General features: G+C 66.3%; 20 protein-coding genes. 7 read left to right on the forward strand and 13 right to left on the reverse strand.

The genetic code is table 11. The features are described 5' to 3' along the window. The first annotated feature begins 150 nt into the window (after positions 1–150). The gene (locus tag AC6LJY_RS25155) at positions 151–1,443 is read left to right on the forward strand and encodes a phospholipase A (RefSeq protein WP_498137014.1); all 1,293 of its coding nucleotides are present in this window, start codon (positions 151–153) and stop codon (positions 1,441–1,443) included. Between the two features lie 62 nt (positions 1,444–1,505). On the opposite strand, the gene lhpI is transcribed toward AC6LJY_RS25155, so the two are convergent. Both lhpI and AC6LJY_RS25165 read right to left on the reverse strand, forming a co-directional pair. Then, positions 1,506–2,444 (reverse strand): bifunctional Delta(1)-pyrroline-2-carboxylate/Delta(1)-piperideine-2-carboxylate reductase, encoded by a 939-nt coding sequence (gene lhpI, locus AC6LJY_RS25160; RefSeq protein ID WP_498137015.1) that lies wholly within the window; start codon positions 2,442–2,444, stop codon positions 1,506–1,508. A 279-nt stretch (positions 2,445–2,723) separates the two neighbouring features. Then, complete coding sequence (locus AC6LJY_RS25165; protein WP_498137024.1) at positions 2,724–3,656, reverse strand: N-carbamoyl-D-amino-acid hydrolase; 933 nt, start codon at positions 3,654–3,656, stop codon at positions 2,724–2,726. Between the two features lie 742 nt (positions 3,657–4,398). On the opposite strand from AC6LJY_RS25165, the gene AC6LJY_RS25170 reads away from it, so the two are divergent. From AC6LJY_RS25170 to cynS, 6 genes are all read left to right on the forward strand, one after another. Then, positions 4,399–5,541 carry a sensor histidine kinase gene (locus AC6LJY_RS25170; protein WP_104144087.1) on the forward strand — a complete coding sequence of 381 codons (1,143 nt, stop codon included), beginning with the start codon at positions 4,399–4,401 and terminating at the stop codon, positions 5,539–5,541. A gap of 36 nt (positions 5,542–5,577) precedes the next feature. Beyond that, on the forward strand, positions 5,578–6,216 hold the full coding sequence (locus tag AC6LJY_RS25175; protein WP_046804855.1) for a response regulator: 639 nt from the start codon (positions 5,578–5,580) through the stop codon (positions 6,214–6,216). Between the two features lie 135 nt (positions 6,217–6,351). Further along, positions 6,352–7,764: a CmpA/NrtA family ABC transporter substrate-binding protein gene (locus tag AC6LJY_RS25180; protein ID WP_219990671.1), complete on the forward strand. Its 1,413-nt coding sequence runs from the start codon at positions 6,352–6,354 to the stop codon at positions 7,762–7,764. After that, positions 7,764–8,606 carry a nitrate ABC transporter permease gene (gene ntrB, locus AC6LJY_RS25185; RefSeq protein ID WP_104144089.1) on the forward strand — a complete coding sequence of 281 codons (843 nt, stop codon included), beginning with the start codon at positions 7,764–7,766 and terminating at the stop codon, positions 8,604–8,606. The genes AC6LJY_RS25180 and ntrB overlap by 1 nt, the downstream gene beginning before the upstream one ends. 4 nt (positions 8,607–8,610) lie before the next feature. After that, entirely contained in the window at positions 8,611–9,405 is a 795-nt protein-coding gene (locus AC6LJY_RS25190) for an ABC transporter ATP-binding protein (protein WP_498137016.1), read from the forward strand. 11 nt (positions 9,406–9,416) lie between these two features. Continuing rightward, positions 9,417–9,860 (forward strand): cyanase, encoded by a 444-nt coding sequence (gene cynS, locus AC6LJY_RS25195; RefSeq protein ID WP_046804914.1) that lies wholly within the window; start codon positions 9,417–9,419, stop codon positions 9,858–9,860. Between the two features lie 120 nt (positions 9,861–9,980). Here cynS and pdxK read toward each other — a convergent pair whose 3' ends face one another. The 11 genes from pdxK to AC6LJY_RS25250 all read right to left on the reverse strand — a co-directional run bounded on the left by pdxK (position 9,981) and on the right by AC6LJY_RS25250 (position 20,856). Continuing rightward, positions 9,981–10,844: a pyridoxine/pyridoxal/pyridoxamine kinase gene (gene pdxK, locus AC6LJY_RS25200; RefSeq protein WP_046804851.1), complete on the reverse strand. Its 864-nt coding sequence runs from the start codon at positions 10,842–10,844 to the stop codon at positions 9,981–9,983. Between the two features lie 58 nt (positions 10,845–10,902). Beyond that, a complete protein-coding gene (locus AC6LJY_RS25205) occupies positions 10,903–11,436 on the reverse strand; it encodes an RES family NAD+ phosphorylase (RefSeq protein WP_498137017.1) in 534 nt (177 codons plus the stop codon). Further along, positions 11,433–11,897 carry an MbcA/ParS/Xre antitoxin family protein gene (locus tag AC6LJY_RS25210; RefSeq protein WP_498137018.1) on the reverse strand — a complete coding sequence of 155 codons (465 nt, stop codon included), beginning with the start codon at positions 11,895–11,897 and terminating at the stop codon, positions 11,433–11,435. The genes AC6LJY_RS25205 and AC6LJY_RS25210 overlap by 4 nt, the downstream gene beginning before the upstream one ends. Before the next feature lie 13 nt (positions 11,898–11,910). Beyond that, entirely contained in the window at positions 11,911–13,044 is a 1,134-nt protein-coding gene (locus tag AC6LJY_RS25215) for a peptidylprolyl isomerase (RefSeq protein WP_498137019.1), read from the reverse strand. 26 nt (positions 13,045–13,070) lie between these two features. Next, on the reverse strand, positions 13,071–13,544 hold the full coding sequence (locus AC6LJY_RS25220; protein WP_498137020.1) for a YbjN domain-containing protein: 474 nt from the start codon (positions 13,542–13,544) through the stop codon (positions 13,071–13,073). An 84-nt stretch (positions 13,545–13,628) separates the two neighbouring features. Further along, complete coding sequence (locus AC6LJY_RS25225) at positions 13,629–14,321, reverse strand: DNA repair protein (protein ID WP_240433934.1); 693 nt, start codon at positions 14,319–14,321, stop codon at positions 13,629–13,631. 10 nt (positions 14,322–14,331) lie between these two features. Then, positions 14,332–16,026: a putative porin gene (locus tag AC6LJY_RS25230; protein ID WP_104144096.1), complete on the reverse strand. Its 1,695-nt coding sequence runs from the start codon at positions 16,024–16,026 to the stop codon at positions 14,332–14,334. A 36-nt stretch (positions 16,027–16,062) separates the two neighbouring features. Continuing rightward, complete coding sequence (locus AC6LJY_RS25235; RefSeq protein WP_046804845.1) at positions 16,063–16,776, reverse strand: TonB C-terminal domain-containing protein; 714 nt, start codon at positions 16,774–16,776, stop codon at positions 16,063–16,065. A gap of 16 nt (positions 16,777–16,792) precedes the next feature. Beyond that, positions 16,793–17,212, reverse strand: a complete 420-nt coding sequence (locus AC6LJY_RS25240) for an ExbD/TolR family protein (RefSeq protein WP_046804844.1) — start codon at positions 17,210–17,212, stop codon at positions 16,793–16,795. Between the two features lie 10 nt (positions 17,213–17,222). Continuing rightward, positions 17,223–19,208 (reverse strand): DUF2341 domain-containing protein, encoded by a 1,986-nt coding sequence (locus tag AC6LJY_RS25245; RefSeq protein WP_498137021.1) that lies wholly within the window; start codon positions 19,206–19,208, stop codon positions 17,223–17,225. Between the two features lie 34 nt (positions 19,209–19,242). Further along, positions 19,243–20,856, reverse strand: coding sequence for a ShlB/FhaC/HecB family hemolysin secretion/activation protein (locus tag AC6LJY_RS25250; protein ID WP_498137022.1), 1,614 nt, complete (start codon positions 20,854–20,856; stop codon positions 19,243–19,245). Positions 20,857–20,979: the final 123 nt, after the last annotated feature.

The raw sequence follows: 20,979 nt of genomic DNA on the forward strand, positions 1-20,979 counted from the left end.
GCGCGGGGCCTTATTGCATGGGCCATGTCTGCCCGCGACACGCCGCGTAACGCCTGTTTATTACACCTCCTACATCCGATAAGCCTGCCTTACAAACAGTTGCGGCGCGCGATGCTACATTGCCTCGTCACAAGAACAACACACGCAACCATGCCCTTACGCCGTCTTGCTCATCGCCGTTTCGCCCTGCGCGCCCTGACCGCCGCCGTTGCCCTTGGCGCCGCCGGCTCTGCCGCCGCGGGCGTGTCGTACCGCCTGGACCGCCCCTCGGCCGCGCCCGGCGAAACCGTCACCATCGAAGCTGTGTTCTTCAACGAAGGCAGCGCGCGCGCCAATTGGGAAGCCCCGCCGGAACTGGTTCTGCAATGGCGCAGCCAAGACGGCCAGATTGTCCGCAGCCTGGCCAAACTGGCCGGCGACCGTGCCAGCTACAGCGTGCCCGTCAACAACTTTGCGCGCATGGCGTGGACCGCCGTCGTGCCCAGCACCGCCCACGGCCTGCAAGCAGTCTCCATTGAAGGCCAACCTTCCATGATGGCGCTGGACGCGACCGGCCGCGACGCCGGCACCGTCGCCAGCCGCCCCGCCCAAGGCCCCGTCGTTGACGCGCGCAGCGGCGAACCCGTACCGGTTGCCGCCGTGACCGCCGTCGGCGCATCGCCCGAAGGCGGCCCGGCGCCCGACGCCGCCGTCATGCCCAGCGTGCAGCCGCAAACGGCGTTCGACCGCTTCCGCAGTTCCATCTCGGAATACAAGCCCGTCTACTTCGATATCGGCACGCGCGGCCAAACCACCGCCCGCTTCCAAATCAGCGCCAAGTACCGCCTGTTCAGCCCCGCCGGCGACCAACCGGCCACCTGGGGCCAGAACTTCTACCTGGCCTACACCCAGACCTCGCTGTGGGACTTGCAAAGCGATTCGATGCCCTTCATCGACACCACGTTCAACCCCAGCGCCTTCTGGCTGTCGGACAACATCTGGCAGTCCGCCAACCAGAACTGGCGCTTCGGCATGAACACCGGGGTCGAGCACAGCTCGAACGGCAAGGACGGCGACGACTCGCGCTCGGTCAACGACGGCTACATCGAACCGCGCTTTCACTATCGCTTTGATGGCGGCAGCACGCTGACCTTCGCCCCCAAGGTCAAGGCCTACTTCAGCGTGGCCGACGAAAACCGCGACTACGCCGACTACGCCGGCCACGTGGATTGGCAATTGCGCTGGGCGCAGGACAACGGCGCGGTGGTGTCGGCGATGTACCGCCAAGGCGACCAGAAGCGCCGCACGACGCAGCTGGACTTTGCCTGGCCGCTGCAACGCACGTGGTTGAATATGAACGGGTATCTGCACTTGCAGTATTTCAACGGGTACGGCGAAACGCTGCTGGGCTACAACCAGCGCAACGAATCGCAGTTCCGGGTGGGCTTGTCGCTGGTGCCGTAATGCGCGGGCATCGCGGGCAACAGCCCGCGACAGCCCGCAATCACCTCGCAATCACCTCGCAATCACCCTGCGTTCGTTGATTCATACACCAGCGTCGCCAGCGTCAAGTCCTCAAGCGCGCTGCCCACGGCCTTGAACACGGTGATTTCCTGATCGTTGCGCCGGCCCTGGCGGGCGCCGGTCGTCAGCTGGTGCAGGTCGCCCTGGATCGCCTCGCGGGTCAGCACGCCGGCCTCGAATGCCGACAGCAGGTCGCCGGATTTGGTGGGGGCCTCGTCGGTATCGACGTACACCGACGTGCCATCAAAACAAGCCGTATCCGTCTCGCGCATCTGGGGCGTGAAACTGCCGATCAGGTCCAGGTGCGCGCCCGGGCGCAACCAGGCGCCCTGGATCAGCGGCACGGTAGACAGGGTGGCGCAACTGATGATGTCGGCCTCGCGCACGGCGGATTCCAGGTCGGACGTGGCCTGGGCGTCAAAACCCTGTACGCGCAGCGTTTCGGCCAGCGCATCGGCGCCGGCCTGGCGCACATTCCACACCAACACACGCTGAATCGGGCGCACCGTACGCATCGCTTGCGCGAGCAGGCCGGCGATGCGGCCCGAGCCCACGACCAGCAGCGTGCTCGCCTCCTTGCGCGCCAGATAGTCGGCACCCAGCGCGGCCGCGCCGGCGGTGCGGTAGACGGTGACGATATCGCCGTCCACCTGCGCGATCGGCACACCGGTCGTGGCGCTGTACAGGTTATAGGTGGCGTGCAGGCCGGGCAGGCCCTGGTGCGTATTCTCGGGAAAGATGTTGATGATCTTCACGCCGAAATAACCTCGGTCGCTCCAGGCCGGCATGATCAGCGTGGTGCCCTGGGCATCGCCCGACCGGATGGCGTGCACGTGGCGCGCGGGCACGGTGGCGCCTTCGCGGAAGGCTTCCCGCAGGGCGGGGATGACGGCGTCGAATGACAGGGCGCCGCGAGTCTGTTCGGTGTCGATAAAGCGCATGGGATCAGTGCCTGAAGAGGGTCAACGAATCAAAGGGCCGAAGGCAGTCTAGCAGCGCGGTCCTCGGGTGTGATGATCGAGGGCCGGATTGTCGAGATCCCGCACTCACGCGGGGAGCTTTTGGTGCACCTGCCTCCACTCCGGGTTGAACCTTCACCATCCATTGCCACTGGCATTCCTGGATGAGCCCCAGCCCTCCATTGAAGGCATTCCCTGGCGCAGCTATCCCTGGTCTCCAAAAAAATTGCCTGCGATAACGCAGGCAATTTTCAACCGGGCTTAGGCCACGTCCGGCACGGGTAGCGGATCACCCGCGCCTGTGCGTTCGGTGATCAGCTTGTAGTGCTGCGGGCTGCGATGTTTAGCGAAATTGAAGACGTGTTCGCGGAAGGTCTGGCCCATGGCCAGATCGATCTTCGCGGTAATCACCTCGTCTTCCTCGCCGCTGGAACGCGCCACGATCTCGCCGGACGGCGCCACGATCATCGAACTGCCAATCATGTGGTGGCCGTCTTCATGGCCGCACTTGCCGGCAGCGCCGACCCACACCGCGTTCTGATAAGCGCTGGCCTGCAACACGATCTCGTGCGTGGTAGTGCGCCAGTGCGCCGGTTCGTTCCAATGGATGTTCAGCGACGGCGTGTTGTAGCCCAGCACAATCAGCTCGGCGCTTTGCAGCGACATCACGCGGTACGTCTCGGGCCAGCGGCGGTCATTGCACAGGCACATGCCGATCTTGACGTCGTTGGTCTCCCACACGCCAAAGCCCAGGTCGCCGACTTCAAAGAACTTCTTTTCCAGATGCTGGAACGGTGCATCAACCTTGTGGTCGGAATGCCCCGGCAGATGGATCTTGCGGTACTTGCCGATGATCTTGGCCGTACGGTCAACCAAGATGGCCGTGTTGAACTGGCGGCCTTCCGGCGTCACTTCCGCATAGCCCAGGTAAAACCCGATGCCCAGCTCGCGCGCGGTGTCGAACAGCGGCTGCACATCGGCATTGGGCATGGACTTTTCAAAGAAGCGGTCCACGGCTTCGGCATCTTCCATCCAGTAGCGCGGAAAGAAGGTCGTCAGGGCGAGTTCCGGAAACACGACAAATTCCGCCTTGCGACCAGCGGCCTCGCGCATCATCTCGACCAGGCGGCGCACAACCACCGCGCGGGTGTCGGCAAGGTTCACGGCGCCCATCTGGGCGACTGCCAGGCGCATTTTGCGGGCGGGGGATGCGTTACTCACGATGTCAATCTCCAGGGGTTCGTTTCGAATGGGGTTCGAGTGCCGGGGGGGGTGGCAGATGGCGGCGGTGAATGGCGCGCGCGACCGTAGGAAAGAAGCATGCATGCCTTCGCGACTTTGCGATACCGTGAGCAGTTGGGTTGCGGCGGGCGGTGGCCAGGGCTGGGATTGTGGCCAAAGCGCTGATTAGATTGAAGATTCAGCACGCGGACGGTGTTGGCGGACGGCCGAGGCATAACCCTGGATCATGGACGCCATGCAAACTTTTATATCGGGTTTCCCCGCAGTGCCGGGCGTGCCGCGCTTCGCCCATCCTACAAAGTACCGTCGCGTCAGGTGCCGAGGCTAGGTCCGTCGAATCACGCCCGCAAAATGCCACCGAACCACATGCCAAAAGAGGCCGCCCGCGCGGCCGGCTTTGGCGGCACTGCACACTCTTCCACTCCCCCACCGGCCTCACAGAAGCATGCCAAGCACACCGCCCGCCCCAACGACCGACAAGTTTCCGCCGCCCCGGGCGTCTAAAGAACCCCGCCTTGAGCATCTCAGGAACCGCCCCCCGATCGCCCAACGCCCCTCACACCAAGCGCCTCAAGAACCCCACCTCTAGTGCCTCAATCCCTCACGCACCAAGGGCATTCCCTCCCCTCTCCCGCGCCAAGCCTCCCGTAAACTTCCCCAAAAAATCCGCCCTCGCCCCGCAATAAACCCCATCATGTTTGCCGACCTGAACCACCTATCCCACCACGCCGCCTGGCGCCGTCAGTTGGAAATGCTGCTGGAATCGGCCGGCGAAGGCATCTACGGGATTGATCTGCGTGGCCGTTGCATCTTCATCAATGGCGCGGGCGCCACCTTGCTGGGCTATACCCCCGACGAAGTCGTAGGCCGCAACATGCACTACCTGATCCACCACTCCCACGCCGACCGCGCCCTGATGCCCGTGCATGACTGCCGCATCTTCCAGGCCTTTCGTGAAGGCCGTGGCGTGCGCGTGGACGACGAAGTGCTCTGGCGCCGCGACGGCTCCTGCTTTGACGCCCAGTACGCCTCGTACCCCATCCGCAATGATGGCGAAGTGGTCGGCGCCGTGGTCACGTTTTCAGACATCACCGACCGCAAACGCATCGAACGCGAACTGCATAGCACCCAGGCCCTGCTTGAACGCCGCGTGGGCGAACGCACCGCCGAACTCAGCAATGCCCACGATTCGCTGCGCCGCCTGTCTTCGCACCTGTCCACCCTGCGCGAAGAAGAACGCGCCCACATTGCCCGCAACATCCATGACGATCTGGGCGCCTCATTCACCGCCCTGCAACTGGACCTGAACTGGCTGCGCCGCCAGCTTGGCGCCACCCCCGCCCTGCAATCCCACGTCGACCGCATGCTTGAGGTCACCCAGACCGCCATGGGCGCCACGCGCCGCATCCTCAGCGACCTGCGCCCCGTCGTACTTGACCACCTGGGCCTGTGGGCCGCCCTGGAAACCCTGCTGCAAGACCTCCAGACCCGCACCGGCCTGCAATGCCGCTACCTGTGCCCGCCCGACACCGAACGCCGCCGCCTGGACCGCAACGCGGAAATCGCCGTCTACCGCATCGTCCAGGAACTGCTGACCAACGTGCAGCGCCACGCCTGCGCCCGCAGCGTCAGCGTCAGCGCCGTCTGGAGCGACGACGGGCTGTTGCTGACCGTTGAAGACGACGGCATCGGCATGCAGCTGCCCGAAGCCCGCCACACCTTCGGCATCCTGGGCATGCGCGAACGCGCGCGCGGCATCGGCGGCGACCTTGCCCTGGACAGCGCCCCCGGCGCCGGCATGCGCGCCCGCCTGCGTCTGAATCCTACCCGCGCCTGAATCCCGCCTGCGCCTGAACCCTACTTGTCCCGCCCCATGGCCCTGAACCTGCTTATCGTCGACGACCACCTCATCATCCGGCGCGGCCTGGCCCGCATCCTGGAAGAAGACCCGCGCGTGGCCCTGGTACACGAAGCCGCCGACGCCCCCTCGGCCCTGCGCGCCCTGCGCCAGACCCGTTACGACGCCATGGTGCTGGACGTGGCGCTGGGCGAACGCGACGGCCTGGACGTCCTGAAAACCGTGCGCGCCGACTACCCCGCGCTTGGCGTCGTCATGCTGTCCGTCTACCCCGAAACCCAGTTTGCCGTGCGCGCCCTGCGCACCGGCGCGCACGCCTACCTGAACAAAGGCTGCGACCCCGACGAACTTCTGTCCGCCCTGGTCAACGCCGCCGCCGGCAAACTCTACGTCACCCCCGCCGTGGCCGAACTGCTTGCCCACACCGTGCGCCAGGACAGCACCCGCCCCCCGCACGAACAGCTGTCCAACCGCGAATTCCAGGTCTTGCAACTGCTGGTTGCCGGGCGATCCGTCTCTGCCATCGGCGAACAGCTGGCGCTGTCGGTCAACACCATTTCCACCTACCGCAGCCGCATCTTTGAAAAGCTGGGCGTGCGCACCCTGGTCGAGCTGGTCGCCTACGCCAACACGCACCAGCTGGGTGCGATTTAGCCCCCCCGGCGCACCAGCGCGGCGCGCCCGCGCACCGCGTAGTACACGCACTACACGCATATCGTCGAACCCGGGATACCGGCGCCACGCGCCCGGCCCCATGATGGCTCCAACCCTTCTGGCCGGAGCCATCCCATGTCCCTATTCAGCAACCCGTTCGACGCCAACAGCCGCCTTGCCTGCGGCTGCGGCCGCCACGCCTCGCAGGCCGACCACGAACGCGCCACGCAATCGGCCACGGAGGCAGCCGCCGCCCTTGCCCGCCAAGGCGCCGCCCAACTCCGCGCCAGCCACGACGACACCACGAGCAACGCCGTCGACCAGGCCGTCATGCGCGCCCTGTTCCCGCAAGACGCCCTGCGCCGCCGCTTCCTGCGCGCCGTGGGCAGCAGCACCGCCATGGCCGCCATTGCGTCGATCTTCCCGCTGGCCGCCGCCCGCGAAGCCTTCGCGCAATCCACCGGCCCGCTGGAAAAGCAGAAACTGAAAGTCGGCTTCATCCCCATCACCTGCGCCACGCCCATCATCATGGCGCACCCCATGGGGTTTTACGCCAAGCAAGGCCTGGACGTAGAAGTCGTCAAGACCGCCGGCTGGGCGCTGATTCGCGACAAAGCCATGTCCGGCGAATACGACGCCGCCCACATGTTGTCGCCTATGCCGCTGGCCATCTCGATGGGCGTGGGCGCCAGCCGCGCCGTGCCATGGACCATGCCCGCCGTTGAAAACATCAACGGCCAGGCCATCACCCTGTCCATGAAACACAAAGACCGGCGCGACCCCAAAGACTGGAAGGGCTTCAAGTTTGCCGTCCCGTTCGACTTTTCCATGCACAACTACTTGTTGCGCTACTACCTGGCCGAACACGGCCTGGACCCCGACACCGACGTGCAGATCCGCTCCGTGCCGCCCCCCGAGATGGTCGCCAACCTGCGCGCCGACAACATCGACGGCTTTCTTGCGCCCGACCCGGTCAACCAACGCGCCGTGTACGACGGCGTCGGCTTCATCCACACCCTGTCCAAAGCCATCTGGGACGGCCACCCCTGCTGCGCGTTTTCCGCCAGCAAGGAATTCGTGACGGCCATGCCCAACACCTACCAGGCCTTGCTCAAGTCCATCATCGAAGCCACCGCCTACGCTCGCGATGCCGCGCATCGCAAAGAGATCGCGTCCGTCATCGCCGCCCCCAACTACCTGAACCAGCCCGTCACCGTCGTCGAACAAGTGCTGACCGGCACCTATGCCGATGGCCTGGGCAAAGTGCTGACCGACCCCAACCGCATCGACTTCGATCCCATGCCATGGCAGTCGTTTGCCGTATGGATCCTGACGCAGATGAAGCGCTGGGGCCAGGTCAAGGGCGACATCGATTACCAGAAGGTCGCGGCCGACGTCTTCCTGGCTACCGACGCCGTGCGCCTGATGCGCGAAGCCGGCCTGACGCCGCCGGCGGAATCGGCCAAGACCTTCAGCGTCATGGGTAAGCCGTTTGATCCGGCGCAGCCCGAGGCCTATCTGGCCAGCTTCAAGATCCGGAGAACCTGATGCGGTCTGTGCAATATTGGCGGGCAACGTTTCTGTCCGTCGCGCTGTTCCTGGCGTTTTTGCTGCTTTGGCACGCCGCCACCCGCCCCGACACGGGCGGCGTGGCGGTGGACCCGGCTTATGCCGCGCTGGTCGGCAACGCCGCGGCCAGCGGGTCGAAGACGCCGTTTCCCGGCCCCGCCGAGGTCGGAGAAAAGCTGTGGCAACACATCAAGGACCCCTTCTACGACCGTGGCCCCAACGACAAGGGCATCGGCGTGCAGCTGGCGTATTCGGTGGCGCGCGTCTTGACCGGCTTCAGCCTGGCCGCGCTGGTGGCCATCCCGCTGGGCTTTCTGATCGGCATGTCCAAGACCGTTTACCGCGCGTTCGACCCCTTCATCCAGGTGCTCAAACCCATCTCGCCGCTGGCCTGGATGCCGCTGGCGCTCTACACCATCAAGGACGCCGACACCTCCGCCATCTTCGTCATCTTCATCTGCTCGTTGTGGCCGATGCTGGTGAACACCGCCTTCGGCGTGGGCGCCGTACGGCAGGACTGGTTGAACGTGGCGCGCACGCTGGAAGTGTCGCGCCTGCGCACCGCCTTGCAAGTCATCCTGCCCGCCGCCGCGCCCACCATCATGACCGGCATGCGCATCTCGGTCGGCATTGCGTGGCTGGTGATCGTGGCCGCCGAAATGCTGATCGGGGGCACCGGCATCGGCTACTTCGTCTGGAACGAATGGAACAACCTGTCCATCGCCAACATCATCTGCGCGATATTTTTCATCGGCCTGATCGGCATGCTGCTGGACACCGTGCTGGCACGTGCCGCGCGGCTGGTCAGCTATCGGGAATGACGTCATGACCCATGCATTTCTGCAAGTCCAGGGCTTGGGCAAACGCTATCCCGGGCGCAATGGGCAGCCCCAAGCACCGGTGTTCGAGGACATCGACTTCGATATCGAACAGGGCCAGTTCGTCTGCGTAATCGGCCATTCCGGCTGCGGCAAAACCACCATCCTGAATGTGCTGGCCGGCATCGACGACACCAATGAAGGCGTCGTCATCATGGACGGCCGCCAGATCTCTGGCCCGTCGCTGGAACGCGGCGTGGTATTCCAGGCGCACGCATTGCTGCCCTGGCTGACGGCGCTGCAAAACGTGGAATTCGGCGTGCGCTCGCGTTGGCCCGCGTACAGCCGCGATCAGGTCCGCGAACACAGCATGCGTTACCTGGACATGGTGGGCCTGGCGCATGCGGCCGCCAAGAAGCCCAGCGAATTGTCGGGCGGCATGAAGCAGCGCGTGGGCATCGCCCGCGCCTTCGCCATCCAGCCCAAGATGCTGTTGCTGGACGAGCCCTTCGGCGCGCTGGACGCGCTGACGCGCGGCACCATCCAGGACGAGCTGCGCGCCATCGTGCAGCAGACTCGCCAGACCGTATTCATGATCACGCACGATGTGGACGAAGCCATCTTGCTGTCGGACCGCATCCTGCTCATGAGCGCGGGCCCCTATGCCCGCATTGCCGAGTCCGTCAGCGTGGACCTGCCGCGCGACCGGACGCGCGCCAGCCTGCACCACGAACCCCGCTACTACGACATCCGTAACCATCTCGTCGACTTCCTGGTCGACAAGGCATCCCATAAGGAGTGAACCCCATCATGATGTCCCGCGCTGAAGTGACCGAACTGGTCGTTACCCGCAAGCTGGAAAAGAAGCTGTCCTGGACCGCCATCGCCGACGCCGTCGGCCAAAGCAAGGAATGGACCACCGCCGCGCTGCTGGGCCAGATGACGCTGACCGAGGAACAGGCGCTGGCCGCGGCCCGCATCCTGGACCTGCCCGACGACGCCGTGGTGCAGTTGCAAGTGGTGCCCTACAAGGGCTCGCTGCCCAGCACCGTGCCCACCGACCCGCTGATCTACCGATTCTATGAACTGATCAACGTCTACGGCACGACGTTCAAGGCGCTGATCAACGAAGAATTCGGCGACGGCATCATGAGCGCCATCGACTTCAAGATGGACCTGTCACGCGAAGCCGACCCGAAGGGCGACCGCGTGCAGATCGTGATGAGCGGCAAATTCCTGCCGTACAAGACGTATTAAGGGATCGCGCCGCAGCGTTGCTGGGTAGCGGGCTGCGGCTGCGGCTTGGCGACTGAGCCCCGGCTTGGGCGCCAGGGGTCGGCGTATCGCCTACCCTTCCGCCGCCTACCCTTCCACCGCCTACCCTTCCACCGCCAGCTCTTCCCAGCCCAGCTCGCGCGTGCGCTGTAGCGCGGCCGTGACCTCGTCGGCCGCCTCGCGCACCGCGTCCACCAGATCCAGCCCGGTCAATAGCCGGGCGGTGACGCTGGCCATGAACACGTCGCCGGTGCCGTGCACCGACGGCGGGATGGCGATTTCCGGATGCGTCACGACGCTGACCTTGTCCTGCGTCACCACCGCCAGCTGCAAGGTCCCGGGCGCCGCCGCCATCGGCGCCGCGCTGGTCACGACAATCCATGTCGGCCCCAGCGCCATCAGTTCGCGCGCCGCCGCCGCCACCTCGTCCAGCGTCGACAACGCCCGGCCCACCAGCATTTCCAGTTCGAAATGGTTCGGCGTCATGCCGTCGGCCAAGGGCACCAGCAGGTCGCGGTATTGCGCGACCAGGCCCGCGTCCACATACAGCCCGTCGTTGCGGTCGCCCATGACCGGGTCGATGTGCACGCGCACGTCCGGCCGCGCGGCGCGCAGGGCGGGCAGCCAGGCGGCAAGCAGATCCGCCTGCCCCGGCTGCCCCAGGTAGCCGCACACCACGGCGCGCGCCACGCGCGTCACGCCGCGTTCGTCCAGCCCTTTCAACAGGCCGGCGAACCAGTCCAGCGGCACCGCCCCGCCATGCAGCGTGGGGTAGTGCGGCGTGTTGCTAAGAAGCACCGTCGGCACCGCGATGGCTCGCAACCCGGCGCGGCGAAAGATCGGCATGGCCGCGTTGTTGCCCACGTAGCCATAGACCACCTGGGACTGGATCGAAATTATGTCCACCTGCGCGGTGGTGGCAGGCAACGCTGCGCCGGCGGTAAGGGCAGCGGAGATGACGGTCATACGGCGGGCTCCTGACGGAACAAAGTTGCATGCGGCGTAGCGCCGGCTGTGCAACATTCTAGTCCCGCGCGGCGCCTTCGACGGCAGCGGCCGATCCCTCCCGCGCCCCGCCCTGGCCGGCGGCGGCCAGCCAATCGGCGCCGTCGCGTATCGCTTTGGCCATGGCGCCCAAGTGCGGCGCATAGGGATAGGCGGACGACGCGGTGACACGGCACTGCCCCATGTCGGGATGCGCGGTATTAAGCAGGTATTGAAAGCCGCCGGACGTAGCCGGCACGCGCAGCAGCAAGGACTGGCCGCTGGCCGCCCACGCGTCGCCTATCGCCCGGGTGGCGCGCAGATCCGTCTGCCCGGGCGCGGGCGCATCGGCCACGCTGACCGAACGGCCGGGCGTCGTCACCGATAGCAGCTGATAGCCGCGCGGCAAGGCGTCGGGGTGCGTCACCTCGGCCAACACCAGCCGCGCCAGCACCGCCGCCGCCGGGCTGGCCTCCAGCACGATGACCGGCACGCCCGCGCCATGCCAGCGGCCGGGGGGGCAGGCGCGCGGCTGTAGATCGCCGGCATTGCTCAAGCGCCACAGCATCATCATGGTCCGTTGCCTTCGTCGATATCGATCAGCCAGCTTTCGATTAACCCGGCATAGCGCCCGTGCTGGCACAGCAGCAATGGCACTCGGCCCAGCAGCCGGCGCTTGGGGCTGCGCAACCAGCGCTGTCCCTCGTCCCGGCCGCCGAACACCAGCTCGGCCAACCAGACCACCCGAAGCGCCCGATACAGCACCCGCAGGTCTGACACGTCCATGCCGAATGCCAGGCCGGGCTCGGGTGGCCATAACGGCACCAGCGGAAACCAGCGCGCCAAGTCGTCCGGGAACGTCTGCCGCAACGCCTGCAACAGCGGGGCAGCGCCCTGCAACGTAGACGGTGCGCGCGTCGTGCCCAGGGCCAGCGTCAGCCGCAAGTCCAACGCCAGCGTGACGCCATGGTCAGCTGCTGCGTCCGCAGCGCCGGGCGGCGCGTGGATCACCGTGCTTGCCGGCGCATCGTCCACGGCAGCCGCCCGCTTACGGAGCGCGGGCGACGGAGGTCGGGCCGGGCGTTGCCGCCGTGCTTTGCTCGAATGCGGCGTTAAGTGCCGCGCCATCGATGCTGACGGTTCCGGCATTCAGCAAGCCCTCCATATAGGCCCGCGCGGCCAGTTCCTGACGTTGGCTGCGCAGCGCGGCGCGCAGTTGCTGGCTGACCTGGTCGAACGGCGTCACGCCGGCCGGTTGCAACGCCGTCAGCTTCAAAATGTGAAAGCCGGCCGCCGACTGCACCGGCGCCGACACATCGCCCGCCTTCATCTGCTGGACCACCGGACGCATTTCCGGCGTCAATTGCGCCAGGGGCACGAAGCCGATGTCACCGCCTTGCGCGCGCGTGGTCTCGTCTCGGGAATTGGCCTGCGCCAGCGCCGCGAAGTCGGCCTTGGGCGCCTGGGCGCGGCGGACCAGGTCCTGCGCCTGCTTGCGCGCAGCGGCAACGGCGTCGGCATCGCCCAGCGGCGCGGGCAGGAAGATCTGGCTGACGTGGTACTGCGCGGGCACGGCCAACTGCGGCTTGGCGCGTTCGTAGGCGGCTTGCAGGTCGGCGTTGGTGGGGTAGCCGTCCGGCGCGCGGCTGACCGACTCCAGATAGCTTTGCATCACGATGCGTTCCTCGGCCGCCTGCACCGCACGGCGGATTTCCGGCTGATCCTGCCAGCCCTGCGCGCGCGCCTGCTCGATCAGCGCCTTCTCTGCCAGCCGGGCACGCAGCCATTGCTCCAGCCCCGCCCGGTTGTCCTGCAACTGCTGGCGCGCTTGCGGCGGCAAGGCCTGCAATTGCCGCAGCAGCTCATCGCGATCCACGCGTACGGCGCCCAGCGTCGCGATGGCCGTGGCCGGTTGGGGCTGGGGCGAGTTTGCTTGCGGCTTGGCGGTGGCGTTGGCGGATGGCGTGGCGGTGGCTGCCGTGGCGGCGAGCGTTCGCGCCTTCGCCGAGCCGGATGCGGGAGCGGGGGCCGAGGCCGATGCGGCGGCCGCAGCCGTGGGCGACGCCTCGCTGCTTTGCGCATCCTTGCCGCGCATCAACGCGACGGCGCCCGCCAGCACGGCGATCAGCAACACCGCCGCCGTGACGCGCAGCTGTTTGTTGGCGGTCAGGGTCTGGTTCATGGTTCTATCCCTTCAGGCTATCCACGTTACGCAGTCGCCAACGAGTCGGCCGGCGTTTCCAACGCATTGACGTCCCCCTGCGGCGATGCATTGGCGCGCAGGAACAGCAGGAACTCTTGCAGCAAGCGGTCCCACAATTCCGTCGTGGCGCGCAGATACGATTCGGACACGCCGCCCGCCACGATCACGTCCAGCTCCAGCACCAGGAACACGCCTTGCACCGTCAGCCGGGCAAATCGCTTTTCCACGTTCCAGCGCTCTGCCAGGCCGGCGGGCACGTCGCCCTGCACGCGCAGCGCGCAGCTCAGCGTGTAGTCCAGAAAATGCCCGTCCTCTTGGGCGGGGTTGCCCATGCGGGCGGCAAAACCCACGCCCTGGCTGGCGCTTAGCAACTGCTCCATGCCGTTCTGCTCGGACAGCGTGACGCGGTAGCCCACGGATTGCAGCAACGCTTGCAGGCGTTCGGCATCGACATCAAGAATCAAGCTGGTTTCGGTCATTCTGAGGGTCCTGAAAAATGGGGAAGCAATCGGAGGAAGCAATTCGGGCAAGCAATTTGGGGCAAGCAATTGGGGCAAGCAAGGCTACGGGCGCGACGTTGCAGCGGCTTGACTGCCAGCGACCTGCGCGTCGTACAGCTGATCGCCATAGGCCTGCGCCTGCTCTTCGAACTGCACGCGGGCCTTGCCGGCAAAGGGCTGCTTGATGGCCAGGATGTCGCCCGTGCTGATGCCTTCGTAGGCGTTCAGAATTTCTTTGCCCGCCTCGTACATCTGGCGGTTCTTGGCCACGCAGGTCTTGATGTCTGCATCGCGCAGCGCCACCGTGCGGGCCAGCGCGGCGCGCTCCGCTTCCTTGGCACGCGACAAGGTCAAGAGCTCGTCGTACGCGCCCTTGAACTTGCCCAGCTGTGCCTGGCTGGCCGCGACCTGCGACTGCGCGGCTTGCGCCACGGCGTCCTGTTGCCCGGCCAGCTTTTCGGCCTGGCCACGGGTCTTGGCCAACTGCGCGCGCAGCGACTCCAGTTCTTTCTGCGCCGCGTCGCGTTGCGTTTCCGCCGCCGTCTTGGCCGCGTTGATCTGCGCCTGCTCGCTTTGCAGCTGCTGTAGCTGCTGCGTGGTGCTGCGCAGCTGCGCGCGCAGGCGCTCTTCCATGCTTTCGGCCCGCGCGCCGCCCGCCACGCTCAAGCCGGCCGCGCACAAGGCCACGGCCGCCGCCAAGCGCCGCCCGCGTCCCGTCGTGGCCGCGTGGCGGGATTCATCCCAAACGGTATGCATGTCCATGGCCTTAGAACCTGGCGTTGATTTCAAACTGCATCGTGTCGATGGCCAAGGGCGGACCGTAGATCTCCTTGGTGCTCATCCAGCGGAACACGCCATACACGTTCTTTTCGAAGGCATAGCCCGCGCCGATGTAGTAGCCGCGTGCGTTGGTGCCGCCCTGGTGGAACGACGAATCGTTGTAGGCGTCGGGCAGCGCGTCCGGCTGGATGTACTTGTAGCCAACAAAGGCCAGCCAGTCGCCCTTGTCTTTCAGGTCGTACGAACGGCCCAAGGTGGCTTGCAGCATCCAGGCGTTGGGGCCGCTTTCGATGTCGCCGTTGTCGCCGAAGTTATTGACGATGTAGCCTTGCGAGCGGCTCGCCATCTTGCTCTTGCTGTAGGCCAGGTTACGGATGTAGTTGCCGTTCAGGCGCAGGCCCAGGCCGTCGAAAACCCGCGTGTCCCAACGCAGGTTCAGGTCCAGCAGATCGAACTTGGACGCCAGGCCCACGTATTGCGGCTGCGGCGTGTCGGCCGGGTTCAGCGGGTTGGGCGCGATGTTGCGCAGCAGGAACAGCGTGTTGCCCTTTTGCATGAACGCCGGGCGCGACCAGTCGGTGTCGCAGCTTTCGGCGCCCGCCCACGGCGAACATGAACTGGATCGCTTGCCCGCGATGTTGTCGAAGTGGTAGTAGGCCAGCGCGCCGCGCAGGCTGTTCTGGTTGTTGATCTTCCAGTCGGCGCCCACCTGCCCGCCCAGCAGCCATTTGTTTTCCGTTTCGCCTTCGCTCATCGACGATGAGCTCCAGCCGTTGTTCGCGTATTCCGTCGCGAACGCGCCCAGCGTGCCGAACAGCGTCACGTCGCGGCCTTGCAGCGGCTGCTTGAAGATGGCGGCGATACCGTCAAAGTTCAGATCGTTGGAGAACAGCGTGTCGGTCGATTCGAACGGGTTGGCGATGCGCCCGCCGGTCACCGTGGCCCACTTGGCCGGGCGATAGGTCAGGTAGGCCTGGTCCAGCCAGATGTCCTTCTTGCCCATGCCGCCGCCCAGCGTCTGCGACGTGGATACCGGGCTGTCGTCGCTGCCGGTGGCCAGGCGGATGCCGGCCGTCCAGGCATCCGAGATTTCCGCGCGCACGCCCAGGCGGGCGCGGATGCGCAACTGGTTGCGGCGGTCTTCGCGCGTGTTCAGCATGGGCGGATAGCCGCCGTTGGTGTTGGGGTTGACGTCGTACGGCCCATTGGCGTTCAGCTTGGCGAAGTCGGTGATTTCATTGCTGTTGCCGCCGTTGTACAGGCGCGATTCGTCACGCACCCGCACGTCGCCTTCCACCGTGATGCGCGATACCCAATCCGGAAACGTATTGGGTTGCGCCCAGTTTTCTTCCTTGGCCTGCACCATGACTTCCGCCTTGACCTCGTCGCGAATCTGATCGCGCACGGTCTGGGGAATGTAGGGCACGCGCACATCGCCAGCCTGCGCGACGGCGGCGCCCCGGTCGGGCGTGGCCTGGCGGGCCGCCTTGGCTTCGGCTTCCGCCTGCGCGACCAGCGCATTGGCCTGTTCGGGCTTGAGCACGCCTTGCTGCACCAGCAGGCGGATCAGGTTGATGGTGGCGTTCTCGGACGGCGCGGGCGCGCTGTGCGCCGGCAGGCAGGCGGCACCCGCCACGGCCAGCGCCAGCGATGCCGCCAACCGGTTCAAAGGGAACTTCATGCTGTTGTCACTCCAGGATCAATTCAATTTGGGACATCAAGACGGGCGGCGGCCAGTCAGCGACGCGCGGATGGGCATGTTGGCCGAGGCCGGCGGGCGCTCGTCCAGCCCAGGCACCGCGCGCAAGGCGGCGATCACGCGGGCATCGACGTCGGCATCGCCGCTGCCGCGCGTCAATTCAACGCGGGTGATCTGGCCGGCTGCCGTCAGCCAGATGTTGGCTTGCAGGCGGAAGGTCAGGTTGCGGGTGCGTTCGTCTTCGCGCAGGATCTTTTGCAGCGCATAGGCCAGGTACTGGCTGTAGGTGGCATTGCCCGCGCGGCCACCGCCGCCGCCCGACATGCCTTTGCCCTGCCCCGCGCCGATGTTGAAGGCGTCGCTGCCGGCTTGTGCATCGCCGTCGATCTGCATCGGGTTGGCCAGGTCGTCGGCCGGACGCGGCGGCGCCTCGTCCTGCGGCTTGGGCGGTTCGGGCGTGGGCTGCGGCTCGGGCTCGGGCGTGGCCACGGGCTCTTCCTTGGGAGGCTCGGTTTCCGGCGGCTTCTCGGGTTCGGGTGGCGGCGGCGGCGGCGGGGGCAGCGGGATGATGGCGGTGACCTTGGGCGCATCGCGCCGGACACCGGACATATCGTTGGCCCAGCGCCAAAGCGCATAGGCCGCCACGACGGCCGCCACCGCCACGGCCGCCAGCTTCAGCCAGCGGCGCGCCGGATGCGGCCCGCGCAAGGGATCGGATGCGTGTTGCGACATGACGTGGTTCCCGGCCCTATTGCGGCTTGCCGGTAACCAGGCCGACCTGCGCAAGCTCCAGGCGACGCAGCAGGTCCAGCACTTCCACCACCTTCTGGTACTGCACGGCGGCGTCGCCGCGCACAATCACCGGGAAGTCGGGGTTCAGTGCTTTCTCGGTACGCAGCCGGTCTTCCAGTTCGGGCAAGGTGACCGGGTAGGCATCCAGGAACACCTGGCCCGCGTCGTTGACGGAAATCGCCTTGGTCTTGGGCTGCGACAACGCCATGGTGGAACTGGCCTTGGGCAGGTTGACCTTGATGCCGGCGATCTGCGCGGTGGCGGTCAGGATGAACATGACCAGCACAACCATCAGCACATCGACCAGCGGCGTGATGTTGATGCCGTCGACGGGCGCGTCGTCATCATCGTCCTGGGAAGTGGATACGGAAGCCATGCTGTGCTCCTTACGCGTGGGCGGGCGCGGGCTGCGCCTCGCGCATGGCGGGGTGGCCGGCGGCAGCCGCGCGCGGGGCGGTGTGATGCGCCGCTTCCTGCGCCTGGGTCTCGCCGTGCACTTCGGCCAGGCGCGTGATGAATTCGTCGACGAACACGCGCATGTCGGCGCTGACTTCCTTGTTGCGCGACACCAGGCGGTTGTAGCCAAACAGCGCGGGGATGGCCACAAACAGGCCCATCGCGGTGGCCAGCAAGGCGGCCGCCATGCCGGGGGCAATGGCGTTGATGTTCACGTCGCCCGCCATCGCCGTGCCCAGGAACACGACCATGATGCCCAGCACCGTGCCCAGCAGGCCGATGTAGGGGCCGCCCGCGATTGCGTTGGACAACGAACCCAGCTTGGAACCCAGCGCCAGGTTTTCCTTGGTGCGCACGGCGTCCATCGATGCGCGAATGGCTTCGATGGTGGCGGCCGAAATCGACGTCGTGTCGGCGCCCTGCGCGCGGCGCGTGCGGATTTCGTTGATGGCTACGCGGTACAAGCGCCACAGCGAGGCGTTCGCCAGGCGTTGCGCCAAGGCGTTGTCATCGGCCAGCAATTCCAGCCGTTGGCCGACCGTGGCGAAGCTGTCGCGAAACACCTCGTTGGCGGCGGCCACGCGCGCCACGTTGCGGCTTTTCTTGAACATGATGATCCAGGACTGCACCATCATCAGCACCAGCACGCCGATGATGATCCAGGCGTCGATCGGCACGGCCTTGAGCAGAAAGCCCAGGCCGCCGAAACCGAAGCCCGACTGCTCTTCATCCGCGCCGTAAGCCACCAGGCGCGACTCGGCGCCTTGCGAGGCGGCGTCGGCGTGGATCAGCGCGGCGGGGCGCGCAACCTTGGACAGGCGCACTTCATCCATGGCGCCCACGAACGGGGCGTACACCGGACGCGGTGCGGCAGCGGGCGCGGCGGCGTCGGCGGAGGCCGCACCGCTGGCGGTATTCGCCGCGTTCGCGGAGTTCGCGGAGTTCGCCGAATTCGTCGCCGGCGTGGCAGGCGTTGCCGACGTGGCCGACGCAGCGGAGGCGGCCGGCATCGGCACGTCGCCCCCCAGCGCGGCAGGCGTGGCCAGCGGCGGCAGGCTGGCGGCCAGCGACGCGGTGGCGCGGCCGTTCACGTACAGGTGGACCTGGCTGCCATCGGCCGTCACGGCAAGGTGCTGCCACGCGGCGGGCGTCAGCGGCTGGCCGGGCTGGCTGCGCTGGCCGTTCACTTCCACAAACGGCACGCCCTGGTTGATGCCGATCAGCAAGGCGTTGCCGGCATCGCGACGCGCATAGACCAGCTGTTCGCCGGCCGGTTGGTCGGCGCGCACCCAGGCGCTGAACGTGAACGCGCCCGCGGCCGGGATGGCCAGCGAGGGGCTGGCGGGCAGCATCAGCGGCGCGTTGCCCGTGAACTGCGCGGCGCGGCCAATCACGCCGTCGACCGCTGCGCCCGTCGGCGTCTGGCCGTGGTTGCTGTAGGCGGTGGTGTCGCGCGGCGGCGCACCGGCCGCGCCGTCAAAGTGATAGACCAGCGTGTAGTTCGGGTCGAAGCTCAGTTGCCCATTGGCGGACGCGGGCGCCTTCTGGTTGCCGTAGTACATCCAGATGTCCTGGCGTTGGCCGTCGGCAAGTTCCGGCACGTCCACCCACACCAGCGCCATGCCCAGCAAGGGGTCGAACGATTCCAGCTGGTGGTTCAGCACGGTCTGATCGTCGGCCGCCACGAAGCGGATGTCGGCGCCCTTCTCGTTGATGCCGTCAAAGGTGAAGTTGCCCGTATGCAGGCGCACCAGCAGCGGCGTGCGGCCGGCGGGGCCGCCCAGCGGCAGGCCCTGCGCGGTGCTGTCAACGGTGATTTGCTTGCGGTACTGCCAATCCGGTTGCCACCAGGCGTTGGCGGCCGACGGCAAGACGCCGGCCAGCACGGTTAGCAGGAGCATCAATAGGCGTTGCATGAGTAAGACTCCGGGATGGAAAAGTGGCGTACGCTCAGAAGCTGGCGCGCACGCTGAAGTTCAGGCGGGGATCGTGTTTGCGGGTATTGGGGCCGTCTTTCAGCGGATAGCCCCAGTCCAGCGAGCCCGACAGCCAATCGATCATTTGCAGGCGCGTGCCCAGGCCTACGCTGGCCAGCGAATAGCGCGAATCCTGCTCAGGCAGCGGGTCGTGCAAGCGCAGGCTGGCCGCGTCGGCAAAAGCGTAGAAGCGCCATTCGTTGACGTTCGCGCCCAGCCAGCGCGCCAGCGACGGCGTGCGCCATTCCAGCGACGCCAGGATGCCGTCGTCGCCCGTGCGTTCGGCCGCCAGGTACCCGCGCACGCTGGTCGCGCCGCCCGCCGAGAATTGTTCGTTGGACACCAATGCACCCGAGGCCAGCTGGAACGATCCGCGCAGGCCCAGCTGCCAGTCGCCAAACAGGTTTTGCGTGTGCGTGCCGTCGCCGCGCACCAGGGCAAAGCTGGGGTTGGCCTGATAGCGCTTGTCGTCGAATTCCTTCCAGTCGCTGCCCTGGTTGAAGAAGGAACCGCTGGCGCCGACCAGCGACAAGCCCAGGCTGCTTTGCGAGGACTCGCTGTAGCGGTAGCCGTTGTAGGCCAGCGTGAACGGCAGGTACTTGATGGGAATCTGGTCTTCGTTGGCGCCAAAGCGGGTGGACTCGTCGAACTTCTTGTAGTCCAGGCCGAGGGACAGCGAATTGCTCCAGTCGCCTTGCGGGTCCATCGTGTAGATCGCCGACAAGCCGAACGAATAGCCCTTGCCCAGCACGTTGGTGCCGCCGATGGTGGCCACGTTGCTGTCGCTTTTGTAGCCGGAGAATTGCAAGGCCCAGCGCGGCGCCAGCGGCATCGAATACGAACCCGACCACACCTTGGCGTTGTCCGTATCCTGCGGCGCGGTAAAGAACGTCAGGCTGACGGAATGGCCCAGCTGCCACAGGTTGTCATAGCCCAGCGAGGCCGTGCTGCGCAGGCGCGAGGTATCTGCGCTGTAGTCGTTGTTCAAGCCGACGCTGGCATGCCAGGGGCTTTTGTCTTCCACCTTCAGGTCCACGTCCATCGTGCCCGGCAAGCGCCCTTCCTTGACCAGCGGCACCACCTGACGGCCGGCGCCCTTGTTCAGCCCGGTCAGCTCGGCCTGGGCCTGGTTGAAGTTAGGCACCTGCCCTTCCTGCAATGCGGGCACCTCGTCGCGAATGGTCAGCGGCGAATAGTGCTGCGCGCCCACCACGCGCACGCGGCCGATCTTGGTTTCTGACACTTGCAGGAAGACGATGCCATCGGCCACCTGCTGCTCGGGCAGGTCCACATAGACGGACTGGTAGCCCTGTTCCTGATAAATCGTCTGCAAGGCTTCGCGCGCCGATTCAATATCGGCCAGCGTGCGGTCAGGCCCAAGATAGGGATAGACGGCGCGCTCGATGTCGCGCGCTTGCAGCACGGTGTTGCCGCGCACGATGTATTCGTTGATGTTGACGCGGCGCTCTACGCCCGTGGGCGTGTCCTGCGCCAGGGCGCCGTTCATGGCAATGGCCAAGGCAAACGCATGCGGCGCACGGCGCAATATGGCGCGCAACGCGCTACCCCTACTTTCGAAATCATGCATGACGATGCACTCAGTTCCTTGTGTGAAAACCGGTCGGTGCCGGCCGCTACCGTGCAGCGCTACGCGACAATTTCGTTACGGCTTTTGCCCGCAACAGCGCGTCCATGGCTTCTGCTTGTTACT

Source organism: Achromobacter sp. RT286_PF, assembly GCF_059760425.1.

Bases quoted from the DNA above. Each gene is read 5' to 3' on its own strand.
- AC6LJY_RS25165 (WP_498137024.1), bottom strand. From the start codon at position 3,656: ATGCGCCTGGCAGTCGCCCAGATGGGCGCCGTGAACCTTGCCGACACC.
- AC6LJY_RS25155 (WP_498137014.1), top strand. From the start codon at position 151: ATGCCCTTACGCCGTCTTGCTCATCGCCGTTTCGCCCTGCGCGCCCTG.
- AC6LJY_RS25175 (WP_046804855.1), top strand. From the start codon at position 5,578: ATGGCCCTGAACCTGCTTATCGTCGACGACCACCTCATCATCCGGCGC.
- AC6LJY_RS25245 (WP_498137021.1), bottom strand. From the start codon at position 19,208: ATGCAACGCCTATTGATGCTCCTGCTAACCGTGCTGGCCGGCGTCTTG.
- AC6LJY_RS25170 (WP_104144087.1), top strand. From the start codon at position 4,399: ATGTTTGCCGACCTGAACCACCTATCCCACCACGCCGCCTGGCGCCGT.
- ntrB (WP_104144089.1), top strand. From the start codon at position 7,764: ATGCGGTCTGTGCAATATTGGCGGGCAACGTTTCTGTCCGTCGCGCTG.
- cynS (WP_046804914.1), top strand. From the start codon at position 9,417: ATGTCCCGCGCTGAAGTGACCGAACTGGTCGTTACCCGCAAGCTGGAA.
- AC6LJY_RS25240 (WP_046804844.1), bottom strand. From the start codon at position 17,212: ATGGCTTCCGTATCCACTTCCCAGGACGATGATGACGACGCGCCCGTC.
- lhpI (WP_498137015.1), bottom strand. From the start codon at position 2,444: ATGCGCTTTATCGACACCGAACAGACTCGCGGCGCCCTGTCATTCGAC.
- pdxK (WP_046804851.1), bottom strand. From the start codon at position 10,844: ATGACCGTCATCTCCGCTGCCCTTACCGCCGGCGCAGCGTTGCCTGCC.
- AC6LJY_RS25215 (WP_498137019.1), bottom strand. From the start codon at position 13,044: ATGAACCAGACCCTGACCGCCAACAAACAGCTGCGCGTCACGGCGGCG.
- AC6LJY_RS25225 (WP_240433934.1), bottom strand. From the start codon at position 14,321: ATGCATACCGTTTGGGATGAATCCCGCCACGCGGCCACGACGGGACGC.
- AC6LJY_RS25220 (WP_498137020.1), bottom strand. From the start codon at position 13,544: ATGACCGAAACCAGCTTGATTCTTGATGTCGATGCCGAACGCCTGCAA.
- AC6LJY_RS25180 (WP_219990671.1), top strand. From the start codon at position 6,352: ATGTCCCTATTCAGCAACCCGTTCGACGCCAACAGCCGCCTTGCCTGC.
- AC6LJY_RS25190 (WP_498137016.1), top strand. From the start codon at position 8,611: ATGACCCATGCATTTCTGCAAGTCCAGGGCTTGGGCAAACGCTATCCC.
- AC6LJY_RS25230 (WP_104144096.1), bottom strand. From the start codon at position 16,026: ATGAAGTTCCCTTTGAACCGGTTGGCGGCATCGCTGGCGCTGGCCGTG.
- AC6LJY_RS25235 (WP_046804845.1), bottom strand. From the start codon at position 16,776: ATGTCGCAACACGCATCCGATCCCTTGCGCGGGCCGCATCCGGCGCGC.
- AC6LJY_RS25250 (WP_498137022.1), bottom strand. From the start codon at position 20,856: ATGCATGATTTCGAAAGTAGGGGTAGCGCGTTGCGCGCCATATTGCGC.
- AC6LJY_RS25205 (WP_498137017.1), bottom strand. From the start codon at position 11,436: ATGATGATGCTGTGGCGCTTGAGCAATGCCGGCGATCTACAGCCGCGC.